The organism is Streptomyces sp. NPDC004609 (assembly GCF_042873655.1).
Lineage (GTDB): Bacteria > Actinomycetota > Actinomycetes > Streptomycetales > Streptomycetaceae > Streptomyces.
The window spans coordinates 54,191-79,414 of the sequence record NZ_JBIALS010000025.1 but is presented as its reverse complement, the minus strand read 5'-3'; the positions used below and the strand labels follow the sequence as shown (position 1 = coordinate 79,414).

Annotated in this window: 17 protein-coding genes; 6 read left to right on the top strand and 11 right to left on the bottom strand. The window is 69.8% G+C overall.

What is annotated here, in order from left to right; translation table 11 throughout:
• Positions 1-8: 8 nt before the first annotated feature.
• From ACFYT4_RS23825 to ACFYT4_RS23800, 6 genes are all read right to left on the bottom strand, one after another.
• A complete protein-coding gene (locus ACFYT4_RS23825; protein ID WP_389272453.1) occupies positions 9-1,070 on the bottom strand; it encodes an ABC transporter ATP-binding protein in 1,062 nt (353 codons plus the stop codon).
• 10 nt (positions 1,071-1,080) lie between these two features.
• Positions 1,081-2,058 carry an ABC transporter permease gene (locus tag ACFYT4_RS23820; protein ID WP_389272450.1) on the bottom strand — a complete coding sequence of 326 codons (978 nt, stop codon included), beginning with the start codon at positions 2,056-2,058 and terminating at the stop codon, positions 1,081-1,083.
• Positions 2,059-2,177: 119 nt separating this feature from the next.
• Positions 2,178-3,968: an ABC transporter substrate-binding protein gene (locus ACFYT4_RS23815; RefSeq protein ID WP_389272447.1), complete on the bottom strand. Its 1,791-nt coding sequence runs from the start codon at positions 3,966-3,968 to the stop codon at positions 2,178-2,180.
• Positions 3,969-4,074: 106 nt separating this feature from the next.
• On the bottom strand, positions 4,075-5,109 hold the full coding sequence (locus tag ACFYT4_RS23810) for an ABC transporter permease (protein ID WP_389272444.1): 1,035 nt from the start codon (positions 5,107-5,109) through the stop codon (positions 4,075-4,077).
• 887 nt (positions 5,110-5,996) lie between these two features.
• Positions 5,997-7,898, bottom strand: a complete 1,902-nt coding sequence (gene typA, locus ACFYT4_RS23805; protein ID WP_389272441.1) for a translational GTPase TypA — start codon at positions 7,896-7,898, stop codon at positions 5,997-5,999.
• Between the two features lie 547 nt (positions 7,899-8,445).
• Positions 8,446-10,878: an ABC transporter family substrate-binding protein gene (locus ACFYT4_RS23800; protein ID WP_389272438.1), complete on the bottom strand. Its 2,433-nt coding sequence runs from the start codon at positions 10,876-10,878 to the stop codon at positions 8,446-8,448.
• Positions 10,879-11,207: 329 nt separating this feature from the next.
• Between ACFYT4_RS23800 and ACFYT4_RS23795 the strand changes: the two genes are divergently transcribed.
• The 5 genes from ACFYT4_RS23795 to ACFYT4_RS23775 all read left to right on the top strand — a co-directional run bounded on the left by ACFYT4_RS23795 (position 11,208) and on the right by ACFYT4_RS23775 (position 17,334).
• A complete protein-coding gene (locus ACFYT4_RS23795) occupies positions 11,208-11,468 on the top strand; it encodes a hypothetical protein (RefSeq protein ID WP_389272435.1) in 261 nt (86 codons plus the stop codon).
• Positions 11,469-11,478: 10 nt separating this feature from the next.
• Entirely contained in the window at positions 11,479-12,300 is an 822-nt protein-coding gene (locus tag ACFYT4_RS23790) for a hypothetical protein (RefSeq protein WP_389272433.1), read from the top strand.
• Between the two features lies 1 nt (position 12,301).
• A complete protein-coding gene (locus ACFYT4_RS23785; protein WP_389272430.1) occupies positions 12,302-14,257 on the top strand; it encodes a fumarate reductase/succinate dehydrogenase flavoprotein subunit in 1,956 nt (651 codons plus the stop codon).
• A complete protein-coding gene (locus tag ACFYT4_RS23780) occupies positions 14,254-15,027 on the top strand; it encodes a succinate dehydrogenase/fumarate reductase iron-sulfur subunit (RefSeq protein WP_389272427.1) in 774 nt (257 codons plus the stop codon). The genes ACFYT4_RS23785 and ACFYT4_RS23780 overlap by 4 nt, the downstream gene beginning before the upstream one ends.
• Before the next feature lie 393 nt (positions 15,028-15,420).
• A complete protein-coding gene (locus ACFYT4_RS23775) occupies positions 15,421-17,334 on the top strand; it encodes a TPM domain-containing protein (protein WP_389272587.1) in 1,914 nt (637 codons plus the stop codon).
• Between the two features lie 628 nt (positions 17,335-17,962).
• On the opposite strand, the gene ACFYT4_RS23770 is transcribed toward ACFYT4_RS23775, so the two are convergent.
• The 5 genes from ACFYT4_RS23770 to ACFYT4_RS23750 form a co-directional block, all read right to left on the bottom strand.
• The gene (locus tag ACFYT4_RS23770; protein ID WP_389272425.1) at positions 17,963-20,578 is read right to left on the bottom strand and encodes a SpoIIE family protein phosphatase; all 2,616 of its coding nucleotides are present in this window, start codon (positions 20,576-20,578) and stop codon (positions 17,963-17,965) included.
• Positions 20,579-20,725: 147 nt separating this feature from the next.
• Entirely contained in the window at positions 20,726-21,142 is a 417-nt protein-coding gene (locus tag ACFYT4_RS23765) for an ATP-binding protein (protein ID WP_389272584.1), read from the bottom strand.
• A gap of 125 nt (positions 21,143-21,267) precedes the next feature.
• A complete protein-coding gene (locus tag ACFYT4_RS23760) occupies positions 21,268-21,684 on the bottom strand; it encodes a (deoxy)nucleoside triphosphate pyrophosphohydrolase (protein ID WP_389272422.1) in 417 nt (138 codons plus the stop codon).
• Positions 21,685-21,912: 228 nt separating this feature from the next.
• Complete coding sequence (locus tag ACFYT4_RS23755) at positions 21,913-22,092, bottom strand: SPOR domain-containing protein (RefSeq protein ID WP_389272419.1); 180 nt, start codon at positions 22,090-22,092, stop codon at positions 21,913-21,915.
• 493 nt (positions 22,093-22,585) lie between these two features.
• A complete protein-coding gene (locus ACFYT4_RS23750; RefSeq protein ID WP_389272416.1) occupies positions 22,586-23,338 on the bottom strand; it encodes a GntR family transcriptional regulator in 753 nt (250 codons plus the stop codon).
• 314 nt (positions 23,339-23,652) lie between these two features.
• Between ACFYT4_RS23750 and ACFYT4_RS23745 the strand changes: the two genes are divergently transcribed.
• Positions 23,653-25,068: a glycoside hydrolase family 18 protein gene (locus tag ACFYT4_RS23745; RefSeq protein WP_389272413.1), complete on the top strand. Its 1,416-nt coding sequence runs from the start codon at positions 23,653-23,655 to the stop codon at positions 25,066-25,068.
• Positions 25,069-25,224: the final 156 nt, after the last annotated feature.

Genomic DNA, 25,224 nt, shown 5'->3' with positions numbered 1-25,224 from the left:
GCGTCTCCCTAACCCAGCCGGGGCTTGATCTGATCAATGAAGATGGACTGCTTCTGCTGGGCCGACAGGTGGCAGGCGGCGGCCCGCCCCCGGTCCAGCGGCGGGCGCTCGCCGGAGCACCGCCCGTCGCTCACCTGGTCCTTGAAGGCGCAGCGGGGGTGGAAGGGGCACCCGGTCGGCGGGTTGAGGAGGCTCGGCGGAGTGCCGGGGATCGGCATGAGCTCCTCGTTGATGTCGCTGCTGAGGCGCGGCATCGAACTGAGCAGACCCCAGGTGTACGGGTGCCGGGGCGTCTGGAGCACCTCGCGGACGCTGCCGCGCTCCACCGCCCGTCCCGCGTACATGACCAGGAGGTCGTCCGCCATATTGGCGATGACGCCCAGGTCGTGGGTGATGAAGACGATCGCCGAACCGAACTCCTGCTGGAGGTCCTTGAGCAGATCGAGGATCTGGGCCTGCACGGTCACGTCGAGCGCGGTCGTCGGCTCGTCGGCGATCAGCAGGTCGGGGTCGCAGATCAGCGCCATGGCGATCATCGCGCGCTGGCGCATACCGCCGGAGAACTGGTGCGGGTAGTCGTTGAAGCGGGTCGCGGGCTGCGGGATGCCGACCTTGGCCAGCATCTCGACGGCGCGCGCCTTGGCCTCCTTCTTGGAGGCGCCGGTGTGCTTCATGTACGGCTCGGCGATCTGCCGGCCCACGGTGTAGTACGGCGACAGAGCCGTCAGCGGGTCCTGGAAGATCATCGCGATCTTGTTGCCGCGGAGCTTCTCCAGCTCCTTCTCGGGCGCGTCGACCAGTTCCTGGCCGTCGAGGTAGATCTCACCGTCGACGGCGGTGGTCTTCTTGCTGTGCAGCCCGAGGATGGTCAGATTGGTGACGGACTTGCCGGAGCCCGATTCGCCCACGATGCCGAGCGTCTTGCCGCGCTGGACGTCGAAGGACAGTCCGTCGACTGCCTTGACGATGCCGTCCTCGGTGGAGAACCGCACCCGCAGGTCGCGGACCGAGAGGAAGGCGTCCGGCCCGGTCGGGGCCCCGGTGCCCTCGGTCTTGGTCAGAGTGGTCACGGTCGTTCTCCTAGGCGAGGCGCACGCGCGGGTCGATGTAGGCGTAGGTGATGTCCACGATGATGTTCAGAACCAGGATGAAGAAGGCTCCGAACAGCATCACGCCCATGGTCAGCGGCAGGTCCTTGCTGAGCGAGGAGTCCACCGCGAGACGTCCGACTCCCGCGAGGTCGAAGGTGAACTCGGTGACCACCGCGCCCGTCAGCAGCGAGCTGAGGTCCATGCCGAGAATGGTGACGATGGGGGTCAGCGACCCGCGCCAGGCGTACCGGAAGAACACGTACCGCTGCTTCATGCCCTTGGCCCGGGCGGTGCGGACGTGCTCCTCCTGAAGTTGCTCGATCATCGTGGAGCGCGCCATACGGGTGTACTGGGCGGTGAAGATCGTCGCCATGACCGCCCAGGGGATCAGCATGCCCAGCGCCCAGGCCGCGGGATCGTCCAGGAACGGCACGTACTTGGGGTTCTCCAGCCAGCCCGTGCTGTAGACGAGGACACCGAGGACGATCGGGCCGAGGAAGTAGATCTGGAACGAGCTGAGCACCATCGAGGCACCGGAGACCAGCTTGTCCACCGCCGTACCGCGCTTCCAGGCGGCGAGCATGCCCGAGCCGAGGCCGAGGATCAGGAAGATGACCAGACCGCCGACGGTCAGGGAGAGCGTCAGGGGGAATCGGTCGATGATCGAGTCCCAGACGAACTCACGGGAGTCGAAGGAGACTCCCAGACAGGGGGCCGAGCAGTGCCCCTGGGCGAAGTCCCGGCCCGTCAGGATGCCCCCCATGAACTCCCAGAACTGGGTGGTGATGGGCTTGTCGAGGCCGAGGTTCTCGCGGATGACCGCGATGTTCTCCGGCGTGCAGTTCTTGCCGCAGGCCAGCTCGGCGAAGTCCTGGGGGATTGTGTAGAACAGGAAGAACGTGAACGCGCCGATCAGGAACATGATGACGACGGCGCCGGTCAACCTGCGGATGAGGAACTGAAGCATCGCGGGAGGCTGCTCTCTTCGGAAGCGGCGGGTGTGGTGAGACGTGGCCCGTGGGGGTGCGCTCCGCCTGGCGCGCACCCCCACGGATCAGCCGTGGACCGGAGGGTGGTGGACCGGTCCTACGGGTTGATCAGGTACAGGTCGTTGATGTCGATGTAGCTCGACTCGGTGCTGTACCGGGCACCACCGATGTTGGAGCCGGAGAGCTGGATCTGCTTGGCGTAGTAGACCGGGGCGGCCGGGTTGATCTCCTCGACGATCCGGTGGTGGACCTTCTCCCACTCCTTGGCCGCGACCGTGGGCGACAGCTGCGAAGCCAGCTTGATGCCCTCGTTGACCTTGGCGTCGTTGATGTGCGAGTAGTTCGGCTGACCGTCGTCGACCAGTTCACCGTCGTAGACCGGGGTGATGACCGTGGACGGCGACGGCCAGTCCTGGCCCCAGCCGGTCATGTACAGGTCGTACGGGTTCTTGAGCTTGCCGATCTGCTCGTAGAAGGTGGAGCGCTCGATCTCCTTGGCCTGGACGTCGAAGCCGAGCTTGGTCAGCGTCTCCTTGATGATGACCATCTGCTTCTGGCTGCGCGGCGCGGTGGCGTAGGCGTAGGTGAGCTTGGTGCCCTTCTTGACGCCGGCCTCCTCCAGCAGCTCCTTGGCCTTCTTCATGTCGCCGTTCGGCTTCTTCAGCTTGCCGTACGGGTCGTACTCGGGGTCGTAGCCCGGCAGCGTCGGTCCCATCAGACCGCCGGCCAGCTCGCCGCCGTACTTACCGCCGTCCGCGGCGATCATCCGCTTGCTCGGGATCGCGTGCGTGATGGCGTCGCGGATCTTCTTGTCCTGCATCTTGGGAGAGTCCAGGTTGAAGGACATCTGCCAGACGTAGGGCTGGAAGCCCTTGATGCTCCGCTTGTTGACCGCGGGGTTGTTGACGACATCCTTGATCATGGTCGGCTCGACCGAGTCCGTGAACTGGATGGCGTTCTTGGCCTCGCCCTGGTCGGCGATCAGGCGCTTGGTCTGGCTGCTCTGGTCGACCGTCAGGTTGAAGTTGTAGCCGTTGACGTACTGGTGGCGCACCGAGTCCGTCTTGGGGTCCCAGTTGGTGTTCTTCACCAGGGTGATGGACTTGCCGGGCTTGCGGTCGGCGATCTTGTACGGGCCGAGGGAGACGGGCTTCTTGTCGTACGCCTCCTTGGTGTCCGCCTTCGCCGGCACGATGCCGTAGCCGGCCATGGCGAGCGCCTGGGGCAGGTCTCCCTGCGGCTCCTTGAAGTTGAAGACGACGGTCTTCGCGTCCGGGGTCGCGAGGACGGTGTCCGGCAGGTGCTTGCCCTTGTACGGGCCGTCGGGCAGCGCCTTGCGGTAGTCCTTGCCGGACAGCCAGCTCTGGACGTAGCTCGGACCGTCGAAGATCACCTTCGAGTACATGCGCTCGATGGTGTGCCGGACATCGGCGGACGTGATCAGGTTGCCGTTCTCGTCCTTGATGTTGTCCTTGAGCGTGTACGTCCAGGTCTTGTTGTCGTTGGACGCCTTGCCGGCGTCCGTGGCGATGTCACCGACGACGGTCAGGTTGCCCTTGTCGTCTTCCTGGAAGTTGGTCAGACCGCGGTGGACCAGGTTGGCGAACTGGCCCGCGTCGCTGACATAGATCTGAGCCGGGTCCAGATGGCTCATGTCGGATTCCATATAGACGTTGATCGTGCCGCCGGACTTGGCTCCGGGCACCGGCGCGGCCGGGCCGTTGGAGGCGGCGGCGTCGCCGTAGACGACCGGCTTCGACTGAGCCGCGGCGTCCTGTTTGGACTTGGACTCGTCCTTGGTGTTGCCGTCGTCCTTGGCACAACCCGTGAGCGCCAGGGAGCCGGCCGCTGCCGCGGCGACTATGACGCGCGTTGAGCGCGATCGCATGTTCATGATGCTCGATGCACCTACCTGTCCGTTGTTATTCATCAAAGAGCTGCCCGACCGTCCGGTTGCCCGGCGCGGGGGCGGCAGCGGCCCCCGCCCACGGGCGTCACCGTCCGGTCTTGGGATCGAAGGCGTCCCGAACCGAGTCGCCGAGGAGGTTGAAGGCGAGGATGAACACCACCAGGGCGACGCCCGGGAAGATCATGAACGCCGGGTTCTGTTCGTAGACCTCGCTGCCGGTGGCGAACATCCGGCCCCAGTCGGGGGTGGGCTCCACGAAGCCGACACCGACATACGAGAGGAACGCGATGGTCAGGATGGCGGCGGGCAGCATGTAGGTGCCCTGGACCAGGATCGGGGTGACGATGTTCGGCAGGATCTCCTTGCGGGCGATCCGCCACCGGGAGGCCCCCGAGACCTTGGCCGCCTCCACGAACTCCCGTTCCCGCAGGGAGAGTACGGAGCTTCGCACCAGACGCGCCAGGCTCATCCAACCCAGGAACCACATCACCAGAATGATCGCGACCGCCCGCAGATAGGTGGGGGTCTCGTCCTTGGGAGAGACGAACAGCGCGGTCACGACGGGCATGAAGGCGATGAAGAACAGCTGCTGGGGGAAGGCCAGGAAGAAGTCGGTCACCCGGCTGAGCCAGTAGTCGACCTTGCCGCCGAAGTAGCCGCTCACCATGCCGATGATCACGCCCGTGATCACGCTGAGCGCGGTGACGACGAGCGCCATGAAGAGCGAGGTGCGCATGCCGTAGAGCAGCATGGTGAACACGTCGCGGCCCAGGTTGGGCTCGACGCCGAACCAGAAGTCTCCGGACACACCGCCGAAGGAGCCCGACGGCATGGAGAAGTCGTCGAGCAGGTCCTCGTAGCCCGGCTCGCTCGGGTAGAGCGTGTACGGATCCTTGCCGTACAGCGCGGAAATCACCGGAGCCAGCGCGGCGATCGCGAAGTAGAAGAGCACGACGGCGGCGGAGATCATGCCGACGCGGTCACGCTTGAAGCGCGCCCACATCAGCTGGCCGGGCGAACGGCCGATGTGGCCCTGGCCGCCGGCGGAGTCGGTCTCGGTCGCGGTCTTCTTGTCCAAGGCGACGGAGGTGGCGCCCTCAGTCTCGATTGGACTGGTCATGGTGTGTCCATTCACGGGTGTCGGGTGACCCGCGTCCTGCGCACGGCAGCATCGACGGCCGAGTGGGTGCACTCGTACGTCTGGGACTACCGCGTGACGATCCCTGTCACCGGCCGACACCTGTTTTCGGGCAGGTGTGGCCGACTACCTCACGCCGGTGGGATCACCCACGGGCAAATCGGTAGGAAAGAGAGTCAATAGGGATTGATTCCACCCTCAGGAGCGCGAGCCGAGCGGTTGACCGGGGCTCAGAATCGCTGTCCGCTGCCGCCGCCGGCGGCGCGACCGGATGGAATGCGCTGGAAACCAGCCGTCCAGGCATGCTGTGACGACCCGACCCCTCTGGCGCTCGCGGCACCACGCATGGGTTCCTCCTCATGAGTCCACGTGTTCACTGCAAGGTTGGGCACAGGACGACCCACCGACACCCCTGACGGTGGAAAGCCGTGCCACGTGTGCTCGTGAGTCAGCACTCCCCACAGCGCATGACCCGTTGACCCGAGCTCAGTGAAGCCAACTATTGGGTAAGTTCGGGCCGTAAACCACACTTAAAGCATCTCGTTTTGGCAACATCAGTCAGCCCCCGAGGCCCAAAATTCGGACAAAGGGATCGCAGACAGACACCCCCGAAACGGACTGTTAATACAGGTTTCCGGTGAGCTACGCCCGATAGTCGGACGGGCGGGGTAGGAAAACCGTTTGACGACGGAACCCCGACCGCGGTCCAATCCCTCAGTTTTCCACCCGGTGGACAGACGCAAACGGCTGGGGCCGCCCCAACTCACGGGGCGGCCCCAGCCGTTAGATGTCTCGTACCTCACCGCGGGCGTTCCGCACCACGGTGCGCCCCCTCCCGAAGGGCGCCTGCGCCCCCTCGGGGGCGTGTGTCAGCCGTGCTTGGCGCGCGAGGCGGCGCGGGCGCGCTCCCGGGCGTCCAGGTTCACCTTGCGGATACGGACCGACTCCGGCGTCACCTCGACGCACTCGTCGTCGCGGCAGAACTCCAGCGACTGCTCCAGGGAGAGCTTGCGCGGCGGCACGATCGCCTCGAAGGAGTCGGCCGACGAGGAGCGCATGTTGGTGAGCTTCTTCTCCTTGGTGATGTTGACGTCCATGTCGTCGGAGCGGGAGTTCTCACCGACGATCATGCCCTCGTAGACCTCGGTGCCCGGCTCGGTGAAGAGCACACCGCGCTCCTGGAGGTTGGTCATCGCGAAGGCGGTGACGGCGCCCGAGCGGTCGGCGACCAGCGAACCGTTGTTACGGGTCGTCAGCACGCCGAACCAGGGCTCGTGGCCCTCGTGGATGGAGTGGGCGATGCCGGTGCCGCGGGTGTTGGTCAAGAACTCCGTACGGAAGCCGATCAGACCGCGGGAGGGCACGACGAACTCCATGCGCACCCAGCCGGAGCCGTGGTTGGACATATTGTCCATACGGCCCTTGCGGACGCCCATCAGCTGGGTCACCGCGCCCATGTGCTCCTCGGGCACATCGATCGTCATGCGCTCGACGGGCTCGTGGATCTTGCCGTCGACCTCTTTGGTGACCACCTGCGGCTTGCCGATGGTCAGCTCGAAGCCCTCCCGGCGCATCTGCTCGACCAGGATGGCCAGCGCCAGCTCACCGCGGCCCTGCACCTCCCAGGCGTCGGGGCGCTCGGTGTCGAGGACACGGAGCGAGACATTGCCGACCAGCTCACGGTCGAGGCGGTCCTTGACCTGGCGAGCGGTGACCTTGCGGTCCTTGACCGCGGCCTTGTTCTCCGCGCCCTTGCCGGTGCCGCCACGGCCGACGAGCGGCGAGGTGTTGGTACCGACGGTCATGGAGATCGCGGGCTCGTCGACCGTGATCAGCGGCAGCGCGATCGGGTTCTCCGGGTCGGCCAGCGTCTCGCCGATCATGATGTCCGGGATACCGGCGACCGCGCAGATGTCGCCGGGGCCCGCCATCTCCGCGGGCTTGCGGGTGAGCGCCTCGGTCATCATCAGCTCGCTGATGCGGACGTTGGCGATGGAGCCGTCACGCTTGATCCAGGCGACGTTCTGCCCCTTGCGCAGTTCGCCCTGCTCCACACGGAGCAGGGCGATCCGGCCGAGGAAGTTGTCGGCGTCCAGGTTGGTGACATGGGCCTGGAGCGGCGCGGACTCGTCGTACTCGGGCGCCGGAACGGTCTCCAGCAGGGTGGAGAAGAACGGCTCCAGGCTGTCGCTGTCGGCGGGGACCGTGCCGTCTGCGGGCTTGGTCAGCGAGGCGACACCGTCGCGGGCACAGGCGTAGACGATCGGGAACTCGATCTGGTCCTCGTCGGCGTCCAGATCCAGGAACAGGTCGTAGGTCTCGTTCACGACCTCGTCGATACGGGAGTCCGGGCGGTCCGTCTTGTTGATGCAGAGGATCACCGGCATCCGGGCCTGGAGGGCCTTGCGGAGCACGAAGCGGGTCTGCGGGAGCGGGCCCTCGGAGGCGTCGACGAGCAGCACGACCGCGTCCACCATCGACAGGCCGCGCTCGACCTCGCCACCGAAGTCGGCGTGGCCGGGGGTGTCGATGATGTTGATCGTGATGGGCGCACCGCCGGCTTTCGGGTGGTACTTCACCGCCGTGTTCTTGGCGAGGATCGTGATGCCCTTCTCACGCTCCAGGTCGTTCGAGTCCATCATGCGGTCGTCGAGCTGCTGGTGGGCCGCGAAGGCTCCGGCCTGCTTCAGCATGGCGTCGACCAGGGTGGTCTTGCCGTGGTCGACGTGGGCGACGATGGCGACGTTACGGATGTCGTGGCGCGTGGGCATGCTGGCTGGCGCTTCTCTCGATCGTGGGATGCGGCGTTCGTGAGGGGCGGTGTCTTTGTCGTGTTCCTCGTACGCCCCGCCGGGGCGGACACGCCACGGCTCGTCCCATGGTACGGGCCCGTGGGATACCGGGCCTCCTCGTCCGATGCGAGAGACACCGGCCGGGTACGCGGGACCGGGCGGCGCGGGCGGGGAGCACTGGCGGGAAGGGGTGCGCACGGGTGCGCCGGGGCGTGGAACTCCGGCGGCGGAGCTGTTGAACCAAGGTCAAACGACTGGACATGATCTTGCCCGCCGGCGGTCCGGCGGGCAAGAGAGTTTGAGGGTGTTCTGAGGTTGTTGAGCGTGCTCTGAGGTTATTGAGGGTGTTCTGGGGTTGTGGGGCGGTCCGGGGATGCCGGGCCCCGGGTGGCGTGCGCCGCGGGGACCGAGCGCCCGGGGTGCGGGGCCCGGAGGTGTACGAGGGTCTGAGGCGGCGGGCCCGGGGGGTCCGAGGACCTAGAGGCGCCGGACCCGAGGGTGCCCGGGTCCGGCGCGTCTTCGACGGTTACTCCTCGGTGGAGCCGCCGGGCTCGCGGGTGCCCGCGCCGGCGGCTCCGGCGCCCTCCACCGGCCGGGCGGAGGCGCCGGGTACGGTCCGGCCGCGGACCGCCTTCCGGAGCGCCGACTTCTTGAAGCCGACGTCCTGGTAGCGGGGCGCGGCGAAGCCGAAGGCACCGGCGTTGAGGACGGTGGACCTGACCGCCACCAGCTCGGGCCGCTGGTAGAGCGGGATGGATCCGGCGGCGGCCCAGATCCGGGCATCGGCCCGGCGCACCAGCTCACGGGCCTCTTCCTCGTCCAGTTCGGAGGCCGCCTGGTCGAAGAGCTGGTCGATGTAGTCCGTACCGACACGGGTGTAGTTCTGCTCGACCAGCAGGGAGCCGTCGCTCGCGGGCTCGGGCTTGGAGTAGATCGGCCGGGCGTCGGTCGCGGGGTATGCGGTGGCGGGCCAGGAGTAGAGGGCCAGGTCGTAGTTGCCGGAGGCCACGTGGTCCTTGAAGTAGCTCTCGTCGCTGACCTTGGTGATCTGGGTCCGCACGCCGATCCTGTCCAGCATCCGCGCGATCTTCTCACCGACCGCGCGCAGCGGCTCCGAGCCCGGGCCCGAGGGGAGGACCAGACGGAGGGAGAGCGGCTTGCCGTCCTTGCCGAGGCGGCCGCCCGCGGCTACGGGGGCGGCGGTGCCCGCGGGCGCGTACGCCCCGGTGGCTCCTCTCTTCCCCTCGGCACCCTCGGTGCTCTTGGCACCCTCGGCCTCCTCGGCCGCGGCCGCGCCGTCCCCGCCGCCGGAGTCGGCCCGGGGCTGGAGCGAGAGGTCCTCGAAGATCACGGGCGCGGGCGCCAGGACGTAGGAGCCGTCGGCGCCCTTGCCGGAGCCGGCCTTCTCGTCGCCGACGATGTACAGCCCGTCGGCGGACGGGGCGTCCGGCCCGGCGCGCATGGCCCGGTTCCCGCCGTCGTTCCTGCCCTTGTTCTTGTCGTCCTCCGCCTCGGACGGCGAGGGGCTGGCACTGTTCCCGGGCGCGCCCACCTCCCCGCCCGCCTTGGCCGGGGCGGGCTTCTTCAGTGCTCCACCGGGGGTCCAGCCGGCGTCGGCGAGCAGCGCCTGCGCCTCCTGGGTGTTCTGCTCGCCGAGCGCCCCGCTGTTGTCGGTGTACGCACGCTGGCCCGCGAGCGCCAGATGGCTGCCGGGCGGGGTCGCGGGGAGCCCGAGCGGGCGCAGTACGGTCTCGGCCAATTCCTTGCGGTCGAGCGCGCGGGCCACGGCCCTGCGCACCCGGTCGTCGGAGAGGGGCCCGGTCTCCCCGTTGAGCGCCAGCTGGGTGTAGGCGGGCTCCAGGGACTTGCGGACGACGAAGCTCCGCAGAGCCGCCTGCTGGGTGCCGTAGACCCGGATCGCCTTGGCGGTCCGCTCGCGCGCGGCGAGGGCGGCCTGGGCCTGCTCCTCGTCGGAGCCGTTGGCCATGGCCCAGGTCCGCAGGGCCGCCGAGGGGGGCTGGGCGGCAGCGGGCCCGTGGGCGGGGCTGCTGCCCCCCGTCCCCTTGTGCCGTAGGGCCAGCGTGATGCGGTCCGCGGCCGACCGGTCGACCTCGGCGATGTCCACCCGGCCGTCGGCGAGGGCCGCGGCGCGCTTGTCACGCGGTACGGCGGTCAGCACCAGGCGCTCCAGTTTTGCCTGGTCACCCCACCAGCGGGGGTTGCGCACCAGGGTGGCCGTCCTGTCCTTGCGGTTGATCGCGTCCAGCTGGAACGGTCCCGCCGTCGCCTTGAGCCCGGTCCGGGCGCCGTCGTTGAAGGCGTCCGGTGTACCGGTCACGTCCTTGGGGTAGAGCGGGGTGAACAGCGACTGCCAGTCCGCGTACGGCTTGGCGAAGGTGACCTTGACCTGGAGGTCGTTGGCGCCCTTCTGGATCTTCTCGATCCGCTCGTACCCGGCGTTGCGTGCCGTCCAGTAAGCGCTGTTCCTGCCGTTGAGCGCCCGCCACTGGGCGACGAAGTCGGGCGCGCCGATCTCCCGGCCGTCGCTCCACACCGCCTTCTGGTTGAGCTTGTAGAGCACGACCTGCTTGGGCTCGCGCTCGACGATCTCGGCGGACTCCACATAGTCGGGGTTGCGCTGGGGCCGGCCGTTCTTGTCGAGGGTGAAGAGGGCGGGGAGCACGGCCCCGGCGATCCTGGTGGTGGAGCCGTCGGCATCGGCCTGGAAGGCGTTGAGCGTGGTCGGCATGGCGTCCACGGCCCAGCTCAGGCTGCCGCCGTCGCCGACCCGGTCGCGGGGCGTCGCGGCGATGTCCTGGGCCGTGGCCTGGCCGGTGCGCTCGGATTCGTCGGCACCGCACCCCGCCAGGGCGGGGACGGTGAGCACTCCGCTGGTGAGCAGCGCCACGGAGCGGAGCTTCCGGGTCCGGAGGGTCTTGGAGGTCCGGGCCTGGGCCATGGGTCTACCTCTTCGTCCTGTTCATTCCGTTTCGCGGAATTTGGAGATGATCACACCGATTCCGCCCCACTGAAGTGGACGGAGTACGCCGGGGGGCGCATCCACAGGGCGACTCGCCGCAACGTCACCCGAGCAGATCAGTAAAAAACCGATCACAACCCCGCAAATATGGTGAGAATAGGAACAGCGAGAATCAGACAACACGGGGCGCACAGGCAACACCTGCGCTGGGAATCCACTGCACGTCCCTTCACAAGTGGGGAAGTGACGCGCAACACTCGCAGGCGCATGAACGACGCCACCGCACCCTGCGGAAGTGAGGGCAAGTCATGTCCCAGCAGGAAGACCTGACCACGATCACGCGCCGCCTCGACGAGCTTGTCCAGCGGGTCGGCGAGCTGGAGCGGACCGTCGATCAGCTACGTGGCGCAGGCGATCAGCTCCGCGGCACCCGTCCGGCCGCACAGCAAGGACCGAAGCCGGCGGCCCGCCACGAACTGGTCACCATCCCCGACGCTCCGTACAACAACGCTCTGTGGACGGACTCGGACGACGAGGGGCTGGGCGTCCGAGACCGGCACGCTCCCTAGGAGACCTTCGTTGTCCACTGGTACCGAACCACCACAAATTCATACGGGTGTGCGCAGCGCCACGCGCGCCGCCATCGCCCCCCGTCATCTGCGGACGGACCGCTGGTGGCTGTCACCGGCCCTGACCGCCGGTGGCCTCTTCGCCTTCATCGTCTACTCGACCTGGCGGGCGTTCTCGAACGCCGACTACTACGCGGCACCGTATGTGTCGCCGTTCTACTCGCCCTGCCTGGCCGAGAGCTGCGAGCCGATGAAGAGCGGCCCCAACTGGGAGATCTTCGGGAGCTGGTGGGGCCTGTCCCCCGCGCTGCTGATCCTGATCTTCCCGCTGGGCTTCCGGCTGACCTGCTACTACTACCGCAAGGCGTACTACCGGGGCTTCTGGGCCTCGCCCCCCGCCTGCGCGGTCGCCGAGCCGCACAAGAAGTACACCGGTGAGACCCGCTTTCCGCTCATCCTCCAGAACATCCACCGGTACTTCTTCTACGCGGCGATTCCCGTCGCCGGAATCCTCACGTACGACACCGTGCTCTCGTTCCGCAACGAGGACTACGAGTGGGGCCACATGGGCCTCGGCACGCTCGTCTTCCTGATCAACATCGTGCTGATCTGGGCGTACACCCTCTCCTGCCACTCCTGCCGCCACATCATCGGCGGCCGGCTGAAGCACTTCTCCAAGCATCCCGTGCGCTACCGCCTGTGGGGCTGGGTCGGCAAGCTGAATGAGCGTCACATGCTCCTCGCGTGGGCCTCCCTGATCAGTGTCGCGCTGGCCGACTTCTACGTGTATCTCGTCGCGTCCGGTGCTTTCGACGATCCGAGGTTCTTCTGACATGACCCAACTCGAACGCCAGCAGTGGGACGTCGTCGTGGTGGGTGCGGGCGGGGCGGGTCTGCGCGCCGCCATCGAGGCCCGCGAGCGGGGCGCCCGCACGGCGGTCATCTGCAAGTCGCTCTTCGGCAAGGCCCACACGGTCATGGCGGAGGGCGGGATCGCCGCCTCCATGGGCAATGTGAACGCCGGAGACAACTGGCAGGTCCACTTCCGCGACACCATGCGCGGCGGGAAGTTCCTCAACCAGTGGCGGATGGCCGAGCTGCACGCGCAGGAGGCCCCCGACCGGGTCTGGGAGCTGGAGACCTGGGGCGCGCTCTTCGACCGCACGGCCGACGGCAAGATCTCCCAGCGCAACTTCGGCGGCCACGAATACCCCCGGCTCGCCCATGTCGGCGACCGCACCGGCCTGGAACTCATCCGCACCCTCCAGCAGAAGATCGTGGCGCTGCAGCAGGAGGACAAGGCCGAGTTCGGTGACTACGAGGCACGGCTGAAGGTCTTTCAGGAGTGCACCGTCACCCGGATCCTGAAGGATGAGGGCGACGGAGACGGAGACGGAGACGGCGGCCGGGTGGCGGGCACCTTCTGCTACGAGCGGGAGTCGGGACGCTTCTTCGTCCTGGAGGCCCCCTCGGTCGTCCTCGCCACCGGAGGGATCGGCAAGTCCTTCAAGGTGACGTCCAACTCCTGGGAGTACACCGGCGACGGGCACGCCCTCGCGCTGCTGGCGGGCGCACCGCTGCTCAATATGGAGTTCGTGCAGTTCCACCCGACGGGCATGGTCTGGCCGCCGTCGGTGAAGGGCATCCTCGTCACCGAGTCGGTGCGCGGCGACGGCGGGGTACTGCGCAACTCCGAGGGCAAGCGGTTCATGTTCGACTACATCCCCGATGTCTTCAAGGAGAAGTACGCGCAGACGGAGGAGGAGGGCGACCGCTGGTACGAGGACCCGGACAACAACCGGCGTCCCCCCGAACTCCTGCCGCGCGACGAGGTGGCCCGCGCCATCAACTCCGAGGTCAAGGCCGGCCGCGGCTCACCCGCGGGCGGGGTCTTCCTCGATGTCTCCACCCGGATGCCCGCCGAGGTCATCCGCCGGCGACTGCCGTCGATGTACCACCAGTTCAAGGAGCTGGCGGACGTCGACATCACCGCCGAGGCGATGGAGGTCGGGCCTACCTGCCACTACGTGATGGGCGGTATCGCGGTCGACTCCGACAGCGCGGCCGCCGTCGGGGTCCCCGGTCTGTTCGCCGCGGGCGAGGTCGCGGGCGGTATGCACGGCTCCAACCGGCTCGGCGGGAACTCCCTCTCCGATCTCCTGGTCTTCGGCCGCCGCGCGGGACTGCACGCGGCGCAGTACGCGGAGGACATCGAGGTACCTCCCGTGGTGGGCGAGGATCAGCTGGACACGGCGGCGGCGGAGGCGCTGCGTCCCTTCAGCGCGGAGGGCCCCACGGACGGCGGGCCCCCGGAGAACCCGTACACCCTCCACCAGGAACTGCAGCAGACCATGAACGACCTGGTCGGCATCATCCGCCGCGAGGGTGAGATGGAGCAGGCGCTGGAGAAGCTGGCCGACCTGCGGGTCCGTGCCCGCCGGGCGGGTGTCGAGGGCCACCGGCAGTTCAACCCCGGCTGGCACCTCGCACTCGACCTGCGGAACATGCTGCTGGTCAGCGAGTGCATCGCCCGGGCCGCCCTGGAGCGCACCGAGAGCCGTGGCGGGCACACCCGTGAGGACTGTCCCACGATGGAACGCGACTGGCGGCGGGTCAATCTGCTGTGCCGGCTGGTCGATCCCACGGGCGGATCGGCGGAGACCGATCCGGTGGCGGGCCAGATCGCGCTCGTACGGCAGACGACCGACCCCATCCGTCCGGACCTGCTCGCTCTGTTCGACAAGGAGGAGCTGGTCAAGTACCTCGCCGAAGAGGAGCTCTACGAGTGAGTTCGTACCAAGCCAGCTTCAGGGTGTGGCGGGGTGACCAGGAGGGCGGTGATCTCGAGGACTTCTCCGTCGAGGTCAATGACGGCGAGGTCGTCCTCGACATCATCCACCGGCTCCAGGCCACCCAGGCATCCGATCTCGCGGTCCGCTGGAACTGCAAGGCGGGCAAGTGCGGTTCGTGCAGCGCCGAGATCAACGGCCGGCCGCGGCTGCTGTGCATGACGCGGATGTCCGTCTTCTCGCGGGAAGAGACGATCACGGTGACTCCTCTGCGCGCCTTCCCCGTGGTGCGCGATCTCGTGACGGATGTGGGGTTCAACTACACCAAGGCACGCGAGGTGCCGGCGTTCGTCCCGCCGCCCGGGGTGGCGGCGGGTGACTACCGCATGCAGCAGGTCGATGTGGACCGGTCGCAGGAGTTCCGCAAGTGCATCGAGTGCTTCCTGTGCCAGGACACCTGTCATGTGGTGCGCGACCACGAGGAGAACAAGGCGGCGTTCGCCGGACCGCGCTTTCTGATGCGGGTGGCGGAGCTGGACATGCACCCCCTCGACGCGGCGGCCGAGACCGGTCTCGACCGCAAGAAGACCGCGCAGGACGAGCACGGGCTCGGCTACTGCAACATCACCAAGTGCTGTACGGAGGTGTGCCCCGAGGGCATCAGGATCACCGACAACGCGCTCATCCCCCTCAAGGAGCGGGCGGTGGACCGCAAGTACGACCCGCTGGTGTGGCTCGGTAACAAGATCATGCGACGGAGCGAGTCGTAGATCGTATCGTTAAGGTCCCGTCCGCCCGGTGTGCCCGCCGGGCGGACGCCGCTGCTTCGACGACACTCCCCGGCCGGACGCTCCCCGGCCGACTCCGGCCCGCGCCTGCTCGTCTGTTGCCCTGCCACCCTCGCATTGACCTCCATACCTCCCTTCTCCCGGACGGTCCCGGTGACGGTGTGTGCGCCCGAGTCCCAGCCGGGCGCGGCATACCGCAGCCGGGACCGCTCGGCGTTCGACCGCCGACGGGCGTCCTCTGGTCTTCAACCGTAGGTGCGACTACGGACAGCGACGAGCCCTTGGCGACTTCACGCCAGGTCGCGCACTCCAAAGGGCAGACATAACCTCCCAAATGTGACGCGAATAGCCACCGGATTCCTCGCTGCCGCGCTGATGGCGGCGTGGTGGCCGGTCACGCCCCCTGCACCCGCCGCGTCCAGCGCTCCCGCCGTATCCACCGTGTCCGGTGCATCCGCCGCCTCCAGCACTCCCGCCATATCCGGGGCACTCGGTGCACCTGCCGACGGCCCCGTCGCCCTGGCCCGCGACGGTCAGATCACCGATCGCGTGGACGCGCTCGGCGACCGCGGGCCGGAGGGCGTCCGATCGCTCGACCGGCTCTACGACGGCGAACGGCTCCAGCTCTTCGTGGTCTGTGTGCGGGACTTCCCCGGCCGGCCCGTACCCACCCCCGCCGTGACTCCGGGCGATCCCGATCCGGGCGCGGCGCCGGCCCGGACCGGGGCCGCGGACCTGGTGCTCCCGGTCGCGTTGGTCGTCGGCGCGGGCCTGGCCGCCGCGTACGCCCGCACAAAACGCAGAAGGCGCGCGGCCACCCGCAGCACTCCGCGGGGCGGACAGACCGGCTGGGGCGGTGGCGACCTTCCGGGGCCGCCCCCGCCCTCGCTCTCCGAACTCGGCACGCGGGCCGGGCAGGCGCTCGTCGACACCGACGACGCACTGCTGACCAGCCAGGAGGAGCTGGGCTTCGCCACCGCCCGGTTCGGGGAAGAGGCCACGAAGCCGTTCGCCGAGGCGGTCGGCGACGCGCGGAACGAACTGACCGCCGCGTTCCGGCTGCGCCGGCAGCTCGACGACGCGCACCCGGAGGACGACACCGTCCGGCGGCGGACGCTGGAGGAGATCCTGGCGCGCTGCGCCGACGCCGACCGGCGGCTGGACGCGGAGGCGGAGGACTTCGACCGGCTGCGGGCGCTGGAACGCGACGCCCCGCAGGCACTCGCCACGGCACAAAGCGCCTTCGACGAGCTGAACGGGCGGATGATCACGACGGAGGCCACGCTGTCGGTGATGCATGCCCGGTACGCCCCCTCGGCCGCCGCGCCCGTCGCCGGAAACGCGGAGGAGGCCAAGAACCGCCTCGACTTCGCGAAGACCGCTCTCGACCGATCCCGTACGGCGATCGAGGCGGCCGACGACGGAGCGGCCGCCGTGGGGATACGAGCGGCCGAGGGAGCCCTCGCGCAGGCGGACCTGCTGATCGACGCGGTGGACCGGCGGGCGCGGGAACTGGCCGAGGCGGCGGGCGGACTGCCGGGCGCGCTGACCGAGACGGACAGCGATCTGGCGGAGGCGCACGGAACGCTGCGGGGCACCCCGGCGACGGAACCGACGGCCGGGCTCCAGGGCCGGATCGCCCGCGCGGAGGCGGTGGCGGCCGAGGTACGCCGGGAGATGGAGGCCGGTCCGTACGACCCGATCGACGCGCTGCGGCGCGTCGAGGAGGCGGACGCTGCACTGGGCGAGGCGCTCACCGGGACGCGCGACGGCCGGGAGGCGGCGCGGCGGGTGAGAGCACTGCTGGACCGGGCGACGCTGGGCGCCCGGTCCGCGGTCGGTGCCGCCGCCGACTACATCACCACCCGCCGGGGCGCGGTCGCCAGCGCGGCGCGGACCCGGCTGGCGGAGGCGCGGTGGCTGCTGGCGCGGTCCGGGGAGGCCGCGGATTCGGGGGACGCGCAGGGCGCGCTGGCCGAGGCCCAGCGGGCGGACGGGCTGGCCCGGCAGGCGCAGGACCTGGCCGAAGAAGATGTGCGCGCATTCGGGAACCCGTTCGGGCCGGGCGGTGTACAAGAAGCAGGAAGGGCGGGAGGTGGGCTCGGGAGCGCGGTGCTCGGCGGGATCATCCTCGGCGGGCTGTTCGACGGGGGAAGGGGCGGGAGCCATGGCGGAGGTTTCGGGGGCGGGAGCCCCGGAGGTGGATTCGGGGACGGCGCTTTCGGCGGTGGCCCCGGCAGATTCGGCGGCGGGGGCACCCGTGGCCGGATGGGCGCCGGCCGGTTCTGACGGCCGTTGTCCGCTCAGTCCTCATCACCGTTCCCCCCATAGACCCCACAGGAAGAAGCGCGATGACCGAGCAGACCGTCCTCGGCCGGATCACCCGGCTGGCGAAGGCCGGCATCAACGCCCTGCTCCCTCCCCGGACGGGCGCCCCGGGGGAAGCCGGGGCGACGACGGGAGCCATGGCCGCCCCACCCGGACCGGAGCCCCGGCCCGGTCCGCCACGCCGGTGCACCGGGCCGCGGCGGCGGTGTGCCGGGCTGTCCGGGCGGTGGCCCGGTCGGCGGCTCAGGTGTCGGCGCCGGCCTGGGGACCACCGGTCGTAGCCGCACCGACGGCCCGGTTTCTGGAAGCCGTACGGGCATCGGCGGCCCGGGCCCTGGAAGCCGTACGGGCATCGGCGGCCCGGGCCCTCCAGGCTGCACGGCAGTTGCGGACCCGGGTCCCGGAGGCCGCGCGGATGTCGGCGGTACGGATCCCGAGGGTTCCACGGCCACTGCCGACCCCGCTCCCGGAAGCTCCCCTGCACGTGACGGCCCGGACCCCGGTGAGGACCCGGGAGCCGGTGGCCGTACTGGCGTGGAGGCGGGAGCCCGTGGCCGTGCGGGGGCGGGGGCCCGCGCCGGGGCGCGGGTCAGAACATGCTGAGGAGCTGCTCCACCGTGGGTTCGGCCGCCGAGTCCCCGTCCGGCAGGGCGAGTTCGAACCAGACCGTCTTGCCTCGCGGGGTGCGCCGGGACCCCCAGGCCGCGCTCAGGAGGCCGACGAGCTGGAGGCCGCGTCCGCCCTCGTCCGTGTCGCGGGCCCGGCGGCGGCGCGGCTGGACGAGGCCCGAGTCCCAGACCTCGCAGACGAGGGTGCGGTCGCGGAGCAGCCGGAGCCGTATCTCGCCCTCGCCGTAGCGCAGCGCGTTGGTGACCAGTTCGCTGACGAGCAGTTCGACCGTGTCCACCAGCGATTCCAGGCCCCAGGAGACCAGCAGGGCGCGGACCAGCTCACGGGCGCGGCCGACCGAGCGCGGTTCGCGGGGCAGCTGCCAGTCGCCGACGGCCTCGACGGGGAGGCCCTGGATGCGGGCCATCAGCAGGGCGATGTCGTCCTCGCCGTGCCGGGTGTCGAGCGTGCCCAGCACATGGTCGCAGACGTCCTCCAGCGACCGGGAGAGGTCGGCGCGCAGCGCCGCCGTCGGGGAGTGGTGGCCGGGTGCCGGGCGAGAGGGGTCGGTGAGCGCGTTGCGAAAGGCCCGCAGTCCTTCGTCGAGCGGATGGTCACGGGATTCGACCAGCCCGTCGGTGTAGAGAGCGAGGAGCGCGCCCTCGGGAAGTTCGACCTCGACCTCCTCGAAGGGTTCCCCGCCGACGCCGAGCGGCATCCCGGGCGGGACGTCGAGCAGCAGCGCCTCCTCGCCGGGTTCGACGAGGACGGGCGGCAGATGGCCCGCGTTGGCGAAGGTGCAGCGGCGGGTGACGGAGTCGTAGACGGCGTAGACGCACGTCGCCAGATAGACCTCGGAGAGATCGGCCTCGCGGGCCTTGTGGGCGACCCGGGACGCCTGCTGGGTGCCGCTGGGGCTGCCGAGCCCCCGGGCGATCTCGTCGAGCGCGGACAGCACCTCGGCGGGTTCGAGGTCGAGCAGCGCCAGGGTCCGTACGGCGGTGCGCAGTTCGCCCATGGCGACCGCGGCGCGCAGTCCGCGGCCCATGACGTCGCCGACGACGAGAGCGGTGCGGTGGCCGGGCAGTTCGATGACGTCGAACCAGTCCCCGCCGACCTCGGTGGCGGTGTTGCCCGGGAGATAGCGGCAGGCGATGTCGAGACCCGCGGCCTCGGGGTCGCCGGGGGGCAGCAGGCTGCGCTGGAGGATCAGGGCCCGCTCGTGCTCCCGACGGTAGAGCCGGGCGTTGTCGATGCAGACCGCGGCGCGGGCGGCCAGTTCGACGGCGAGCGCCCGGTCACGCTCCCCGAAGGGTTCGCTGCCCTTCGTCCGGGAGAACTGCACGAGTCCGACGACCGCGTCGTGCGCCACCATCGGCACGGCGAGCGTCGACTGGACGAGGCTGCCGTCCTCGCCCGGTATGGACTGCACCTGCGCGGTGCGCAGGGCATTGGCGCAGGGCGAGCTGAAGGAGTAGCGGTGGACCTCGCCGACGGCGGTGGGGGTGTCGCCCTTCGATCCGCAGCCCGGTGTGGTGATCAGGGGTGCGTCGGACACGGCGCTGGAGAAGGCGACCCGGCGCAGTGCGGCGCTGCCGCCGCCGTAGCGGTCCGAGCGGGGGCTGTCCCAGCGGCCGGGCGGGGCCTCGTCGCCGGTGAGGAGCCCTTGGTAGAGGTCGACCGAAGCGAGGTCGCAGAAGCCCGGGACGGCGAGGTCGAGGAGTTCGCGGGCGGTGGTCTCCAGATCGAGGGAGTTGCCGATCCGGGCGCTCGCCTCGTTCAGGAGGGCGAGATTGCGCCGGGCGCTGGCGGCCTCGCGGGCGGCGACATGACGGCGGGTCACATCCGTGCCCACCCCGGCCACCCCGATGGGCCGGCCGCTGCCGCTGTGCACCCGGTAGAGATTGATGGACCAGTGCCGGCGGTCCGCGCTGTCGGGAGCGGCTCCGATGAGCTGGAGGTCGATCGCGGACTCGCCGGTCTCCAGGACCCGGCGGAGCGACGCGGTCATCCGGTCGGCCTCGGAGCGGGAGAGGTAGTCGTGGACGGTCCGGCCGCGGTGGTCCTCGACGGAGCCGCCGAAGACGGTGGCGAACCGCTGGTTGGCGCGTTGCACGGTGAGGTCCGTGCCGAAGAGGAGGAAGCCGAAGGGGGATTGGCCGAATATCGCCTGCGAGGCGGCGATATCGGTCTCGATCCGGCGCAGTGCGTGGACGTCCACGACGATACAGAGGGCGGCCCGCTCGCCGGACTCCGTTTCGCTCGGCATGACATAGACCTCGGCGACGCCGCCCGGCCCTTCGGCGGCCGTGGTCCGGAAGGGCACCAGGCCGGTCCACTCCTTGCCGTCGAGGATCTCCTTCATATGGCGGTGGCCGCGGGGACGCAGCTCCGCGGGAAGGAGGACCTCGACCGGGTCCTTGCCTCTGACCTCGGCCGCAGTGATGCCGAAGAGATCGGCGGCACGGCGGCTCCACTGGTCGACCAGGCCGTCGGGGCCTATCGAGAAGGAGGCCACCCTGATGTAGTCGTAGATCGAGCCGGGCGGGCTGCTCTGCCACACGACATCGCCCGTCGTCTCAGGTATCTCGCTCACGCGACCGTCCCCTCCAGCTCACCGCACCGGACCGGCCATGACCGCAGTATTCAGCACTACGGCTCCGAGGCGCACGGCGTTCACGATCACAGCACGGTCTCGTTCATTTTGCGCCGAGCGGGCCGTGATCGTTGCCCCTTCACACTTTTAACCGGTGAGAGCCAGCTCGAACCACACAGTCTTGCCCGTCGTACCGCGCCGGGTTCCCCACCGCCGGGCGGAGCGCGCGACCAGCTGGAGCCCGCGTCCACCCTCGTCGTCGGGGGCCGCGGTCCTCTCGGTGGGAGGGTCCGGGAGCGGATCGGACACCTCAACGAGCAGCGAGGGGTGGTCGTCCGGGGGCACATGGCGGGCCAGCCGGACGCCGATGGGTCCGGACGCGTAGCGCAGGGAGTTGGTCACCAGCTCGCTGACCAGCAGCACCGTCACATCGCAGACCGAGGGTTCCAGTTCCCAGGCGCGCAGGGTGTCCCGGACGGCATGGCGGGCGGCACGGACGGCGTCGGGCTCGGCCGGGAAGGTCCATGCGGCACGGACGCCGTCTGTGTCGATCACGCCGCTCACTTCCCGAACCAGCAGCAGACCCACGCCCCTTTTCGGGTGGTCAATCAGCACATACCCGAAATATGGGGCAAGGTATCCCGTCCGGTCCGGTTGGCGGCGCATCGTTGACGCGAACGGCGTATGCGTCAGTCGTGCGCACCATCCCGCCGGCTCTCCCGCAGCAGCCGGACGGCCTCGGCCACGGCGGGCCGGTCCTGGTCGAGCCAGTCGACGGCGTCGGTCTCGTCCGGGCCGAGCCAGCGGAGGGCGTCATGATCCTCCAGCGGCCGGGGCTCACCCGAGACCAGGCGCGCGGTCCACACCTGGAGCACATAGCCGGGCTTGAGGGGCCATTCGCCGGGGATCCGGGCCAGGGGCTCCGTCTCGACGCCGAGTTCCTCGCGCAGCTCACGGACGAGGGCCTCCTCGGGACGCTCCCCGGGCTCCAGTTTGCCGCCGGGCAGCTCCCACCGGCCGGCCAGCTCCTCGGGGGCGCTGCGGCGCGCGGCGAGCAGGCGCCCCCGGTCGTACACGGCTCCGGCCACCACTACACGATCCGTCATGCGCCGGAGCGTACTAGGGCGTGTATCGAAAGTAGCGCCGTCCGCCCGGAGGGCGGGGCCTGCGGCGTCCGGTGCGTGCAATCGCAAGGCGGAGGGTCGCCCTCGTACTGGACGTACTTGGGCGATCCCGACAACGCAGCGAGGGGGTACCTCCCGGGCCGCCAGGCCCAGGGGGCGTGCGTGCTGGGCGTCGCAGGCCAGACGGGACTTTCGATACACGCCCTAGTGTCAGTGCGCCGTCCTCCCGATGCGCTCCACCCAGTAGAGCTGCCGGTGGCCCTTGACGTCGAGTGTGTCGACGATCTGCTGCGCCTCGCCCTCGGTGGCGTACCGGCCGACGCGGTAGCGGTTGCCGTTGTCGTCCTGGCGTATGACGAGCCACGGGAGCACTGTGGTGCTGTCGTTCATCGCGCCCCTCCCTCGGTGGGTCCGCAGGTCCGTAAGGATCGCCGGGAAACCGCAATAAGCATATGCCGGAGCCTACGCCTGACCTTCACTCAGCGGATACGGGTTTACACAAAGAGAGAAGAAAGAGGGGCGCACCAGGCTTGATGCGCCCCCTTTGGCCGGATCCGGCAGCATCGCTCCACCCTCGCGTACGCCGGACCGCGCCGCCGCAACGCCTGCGGCGGGCATCCCACACCGTCGCCCCCGAGCCCTCGGGGAACCCGCCCGTCTCCGCCGAGCGCCACCACCCCGCGGCACCCGGCGCCGACCCCGCGCGCCCGGCGCGTGACGCTGCCCGCGCGGCCGCCGGAGCCGCCACCCCGGGCGTGCGCCGGACCCTCACCGGACAGCGCCCGGGCCGCCGCGCCCCACCGGGCGGACGGCGTCACACCCGCTCGGCGCCCTGCGCTCCTCGGCATGCCCCGGCCGGCTCGGCGCGACCGGCGCAGGGGCGTCACTTCACCGGCAGACGGTAGGCGATCCGGAAGCGGTCCGCCGGGACGACGATGTCCGCGGTCTCGACCGCGCGCCCGGACGCGAAGTACGTACGGGCGACGACCATGACCACATGTCCCGGGACACCCCCGAGGAGCAGCAGTTCCTCCGCCAGGCCGGGGCGGGCGCCGACCTCCTCGGAAACGTTGTCCACGACGACATCGATGGCGGCCATCCGTTCGACGACCCCGCACCCGCCGAGGGGACCCTCCTCGGGCAGCATCACGGGAGTGCGCCCGGTGACTTCGAGGGGCTCCCAGGAGGTGGAGAGCATCATCGCCTCTCCCCCGTCGCGGAACACATAGCGGGTACGCATCACCCGCGCACCGGCGGCGACACCGAGCCGGGCGGCGATCTCCACGCTCGCCGTCTCCTGTTCGCTGCTGGACTCCCAGGTGCCGCGCGCCCCGTCGGCGGCCTGCTCCTGCCGGAAGGGGTTGGCGCCGGACGGCGGGCGGTAGCCGGAGCGGGCGATGGGTCGCGGGACCGGGCGCTCCCGGACATACGTCCCCGAACCGGAGCGGCCCTCCACCAGCCCCTCGGCCATCAGGACCTTGCGCGCCTCCAGGGCGACGGTGTCGGAGACCCCGTACTCCTCGCGGATACGGGCCTGCGAGGGAAGGCGGGTGTGCGGCGGCAGCGAGCCGTTGACGATCTTCTGGCGGAGATCGCTCGCAACGCGCAGATAGGCCGGCTGCTCACCGAATGTCACTGGCCACTCCCATCACATTGACAGACAGCAACAGCCTCGCAACCGTGGGTTGTTGCCCGCAACCATGGGCCAGAACATTACCCGAGGTGACAACTTACTCGGTGGCGGGCGCCCGCCACCCGGGGAGACGTGCCCTTACCCCGGGTAGCGGCGATCATCGCGCTCGAAAGCATTGACCTTAATGGTCCAGACCAATACGGTCCTGTCCTGCACGACGCCCCTTCACGTAACTGTCCGGCACAGGTGTGCGCTGCCGCGTGTCATGGCGGCGCGGCCCGCGCACGACTGCCGGAATCACGCACAGGAGAGCCCCCATGCGTCGAAGAAGCCTTGTCCGGACGGCTGTTGCAGCCGGTTCGCTCTCTCTCATCGCGACCCTCGCCCCCGCGGCGTCCGCGGATTCCCCCGCCGCGGCTCCGGCCGCCCCGGCCGCCCCCACCTCGTCGGCCGCCACGACGGCCGACGCCGACGACCGCGACCACAAGCCCGCGTACAAGCGCGTCGGCTACTTCACCCAGTGGGGCATCTACGGCCGGGACTTCCAGGTCAAGGACCTGGACACCAGCGGCCAGGCCGCCAGGCTCACCCACATCAACTACGCCTTCGGCAACGTCAGCCCCGACGGCAAGTGCTTCATCGGTGGCCCCGCGGGCGAGGGCGACTCCTGGGCCGACTACGTCCGCCCGGTCCCGGCCGCCGATTCCGTGGACGGCGCCACCGACTCCCCCGACCAGAAGCTCGCGGGCAACTTCAACGAGCTGCGCGAACTCAAGGCCAAGCACCCCGGCCTCAAGGTCATGATCTCCCTCGGCGGCTGGAGCTGGTCGACGCACTTCTCGAACGCGGTCCTTACCGAGGCCAAGCGGAAGGCGTTCGTCTCCTCCTGCATCGATCTCTACATCAAGGGCAATCTGCCCGTGGACGGCGCGCGCGGTGGTGCGGGCGCGGCGGCCGGAGTCTTCGACGGGGTCGATCTCGACTGGGAGTGGCCCGGTTCCGCGGGCGAGGACGACACGATCTACCGGCCCGAGGACAAGAAGAACTTCACCGCGCTGGTACGGGAGTTCCGCACGCAGCTCGACGCGTACGCGAAGAGCGAGGAGCGGAAGCGGAAGCAGGAGCAGCGGCACGGGAAGCGGAAGCACTACGAGCTGTCCGCGTTCGTACCGACCGCTCCCGCGAAGATCGACGCGGGCTTCGAAGTGCGCAAGATCATGCGCGACTTCGACTTCGTGAACCTCCAGGGCTACGACTTCCATGTCTCCGGCGAGAAGACCACGGCCCAGCAGTCGGCGCTGTACGCGAAGAACGACTTCAGCGTCGACCAGACCGTAGGGGACTGGCTGCGGCGGGGCGCGCCGGCGCACAAGCTGGTGATGGGCATGCCGTTCTACGGCCAGGGCTGGACCGGGGTGACCGGTGGCGGCGACGGCATGGGGCAGCCGGCCGCGCGGCCCGCGCCCGCGACCTACTCGGCGGGCTACGAGGACTACAAGGCGCTGAAGAAGCTCGCCGACTCCGGGGCGTACAAGGTGCACCGGAAGTACGGGCAGGCGTGGCTGTTCGACGGCAACACGCTGTGGACGTACGACGACCCTCAGGTGCTGCGGGCCAAGACCTCGTACATCCGTGACCGGGGTCTGGGCGGCGCGATGTTCTGGTCGCTGGACGCGGACACGGCGGACGGCGAGCTGACGAAGGCCGTCGACCGGGGGCTTTCCCGAGACTAGAGGGCGGGGGGGGGGGGGGGGGGGGGGGGGGGGGGGGGGGGGCGGGGGGGGGGGGGGGGGGGGGGGGGGGGGGGGGGGGGGCCCCCCGCCCCGGGGGGGGGGGGCGCCCCCGCGGGGCGGGGGGGGGGCGCCCGCCGCCCCCCCCCCCCCCCCCCC

Coding starts and splice junctions, on each gene's coding strand:
- ACFYT4_RS23820 (WP_389272450.1), bottom strand. CDS start 2,058: ATGCTTCAGTTCCTCATCCGCAGGTTGACCGGCGCCGTCGTCATCATG.
- ACFYT4_RS23815 (WP_389272447.1), bottom strand. CDS start 3,968: ATGCGATCGCGCTCAACGCGCGTCATAGTCGCCGCGGCAGCGGCCGGC.
- ACFYT4_RS23810 (WP_389272444.1), bottom strand. CDS start 5,109: ATGACCAGTCCAATCGAGACTGAGGGCGCCACCTCCGTCGCCTTGGAC.
- typA (WP_389272441.1), bottom strand. CDS start 7,898: ATGCCCACGCGCCACGACATCCGTAACGTCGCCATCGTCGCCCACGTC.
- ACFYT4_RS23800 (WP_389272438.1), bottom strand. CDS start 10,878: ATGGCCCAGGCCCGGACCTCCAAGACCCTCCGGACCCGGAAGCTCCGC.
- ACFYT4_RS23795 (WP_389272435.1), top strand. CDS start 11,208: ATGTCCCAGCAGGAAGACCTGACCACGATCACGCGCCGCCTCGACGAG.
- ACFYT4_RS23785 (WP_389272430.1), top strand. CDS start 12,302: ATGACCCAACTCGAACGCCAGCAGTGGGACGTCGTCGTGGTGGGTGCG.
- ACFYT4_RS23775 (WP_389272587.1), top strand. CDS start 15,421: ATGGCGGCGTGGTGGCCGGTCACGCCCCCTGCACCCGCCGCGTCCAGC.
- ACFYT4_RS23760 (WP_389272422.1), bottom strand. CDS start 21,684: ATGACGGATCGTGTAGTGGTGGCCGGAGCCGTGTACGACCGGGGGCGC.
- ACFYT4_RS23755 (WP_389272419.1), bottom strand. CDS start 22,092: ATGAACGACAGCACCACAGTGCTCCCGTGGCTCGTCATACGCCAGGAC.
- ACFYT4_RS23745 (WP_389272413.1), top strand. CDS start 23,653: ATGCGTCGAAGAAGCCTTGTCCGGACGGCTGTTGCAGCCGGTTCGCTC.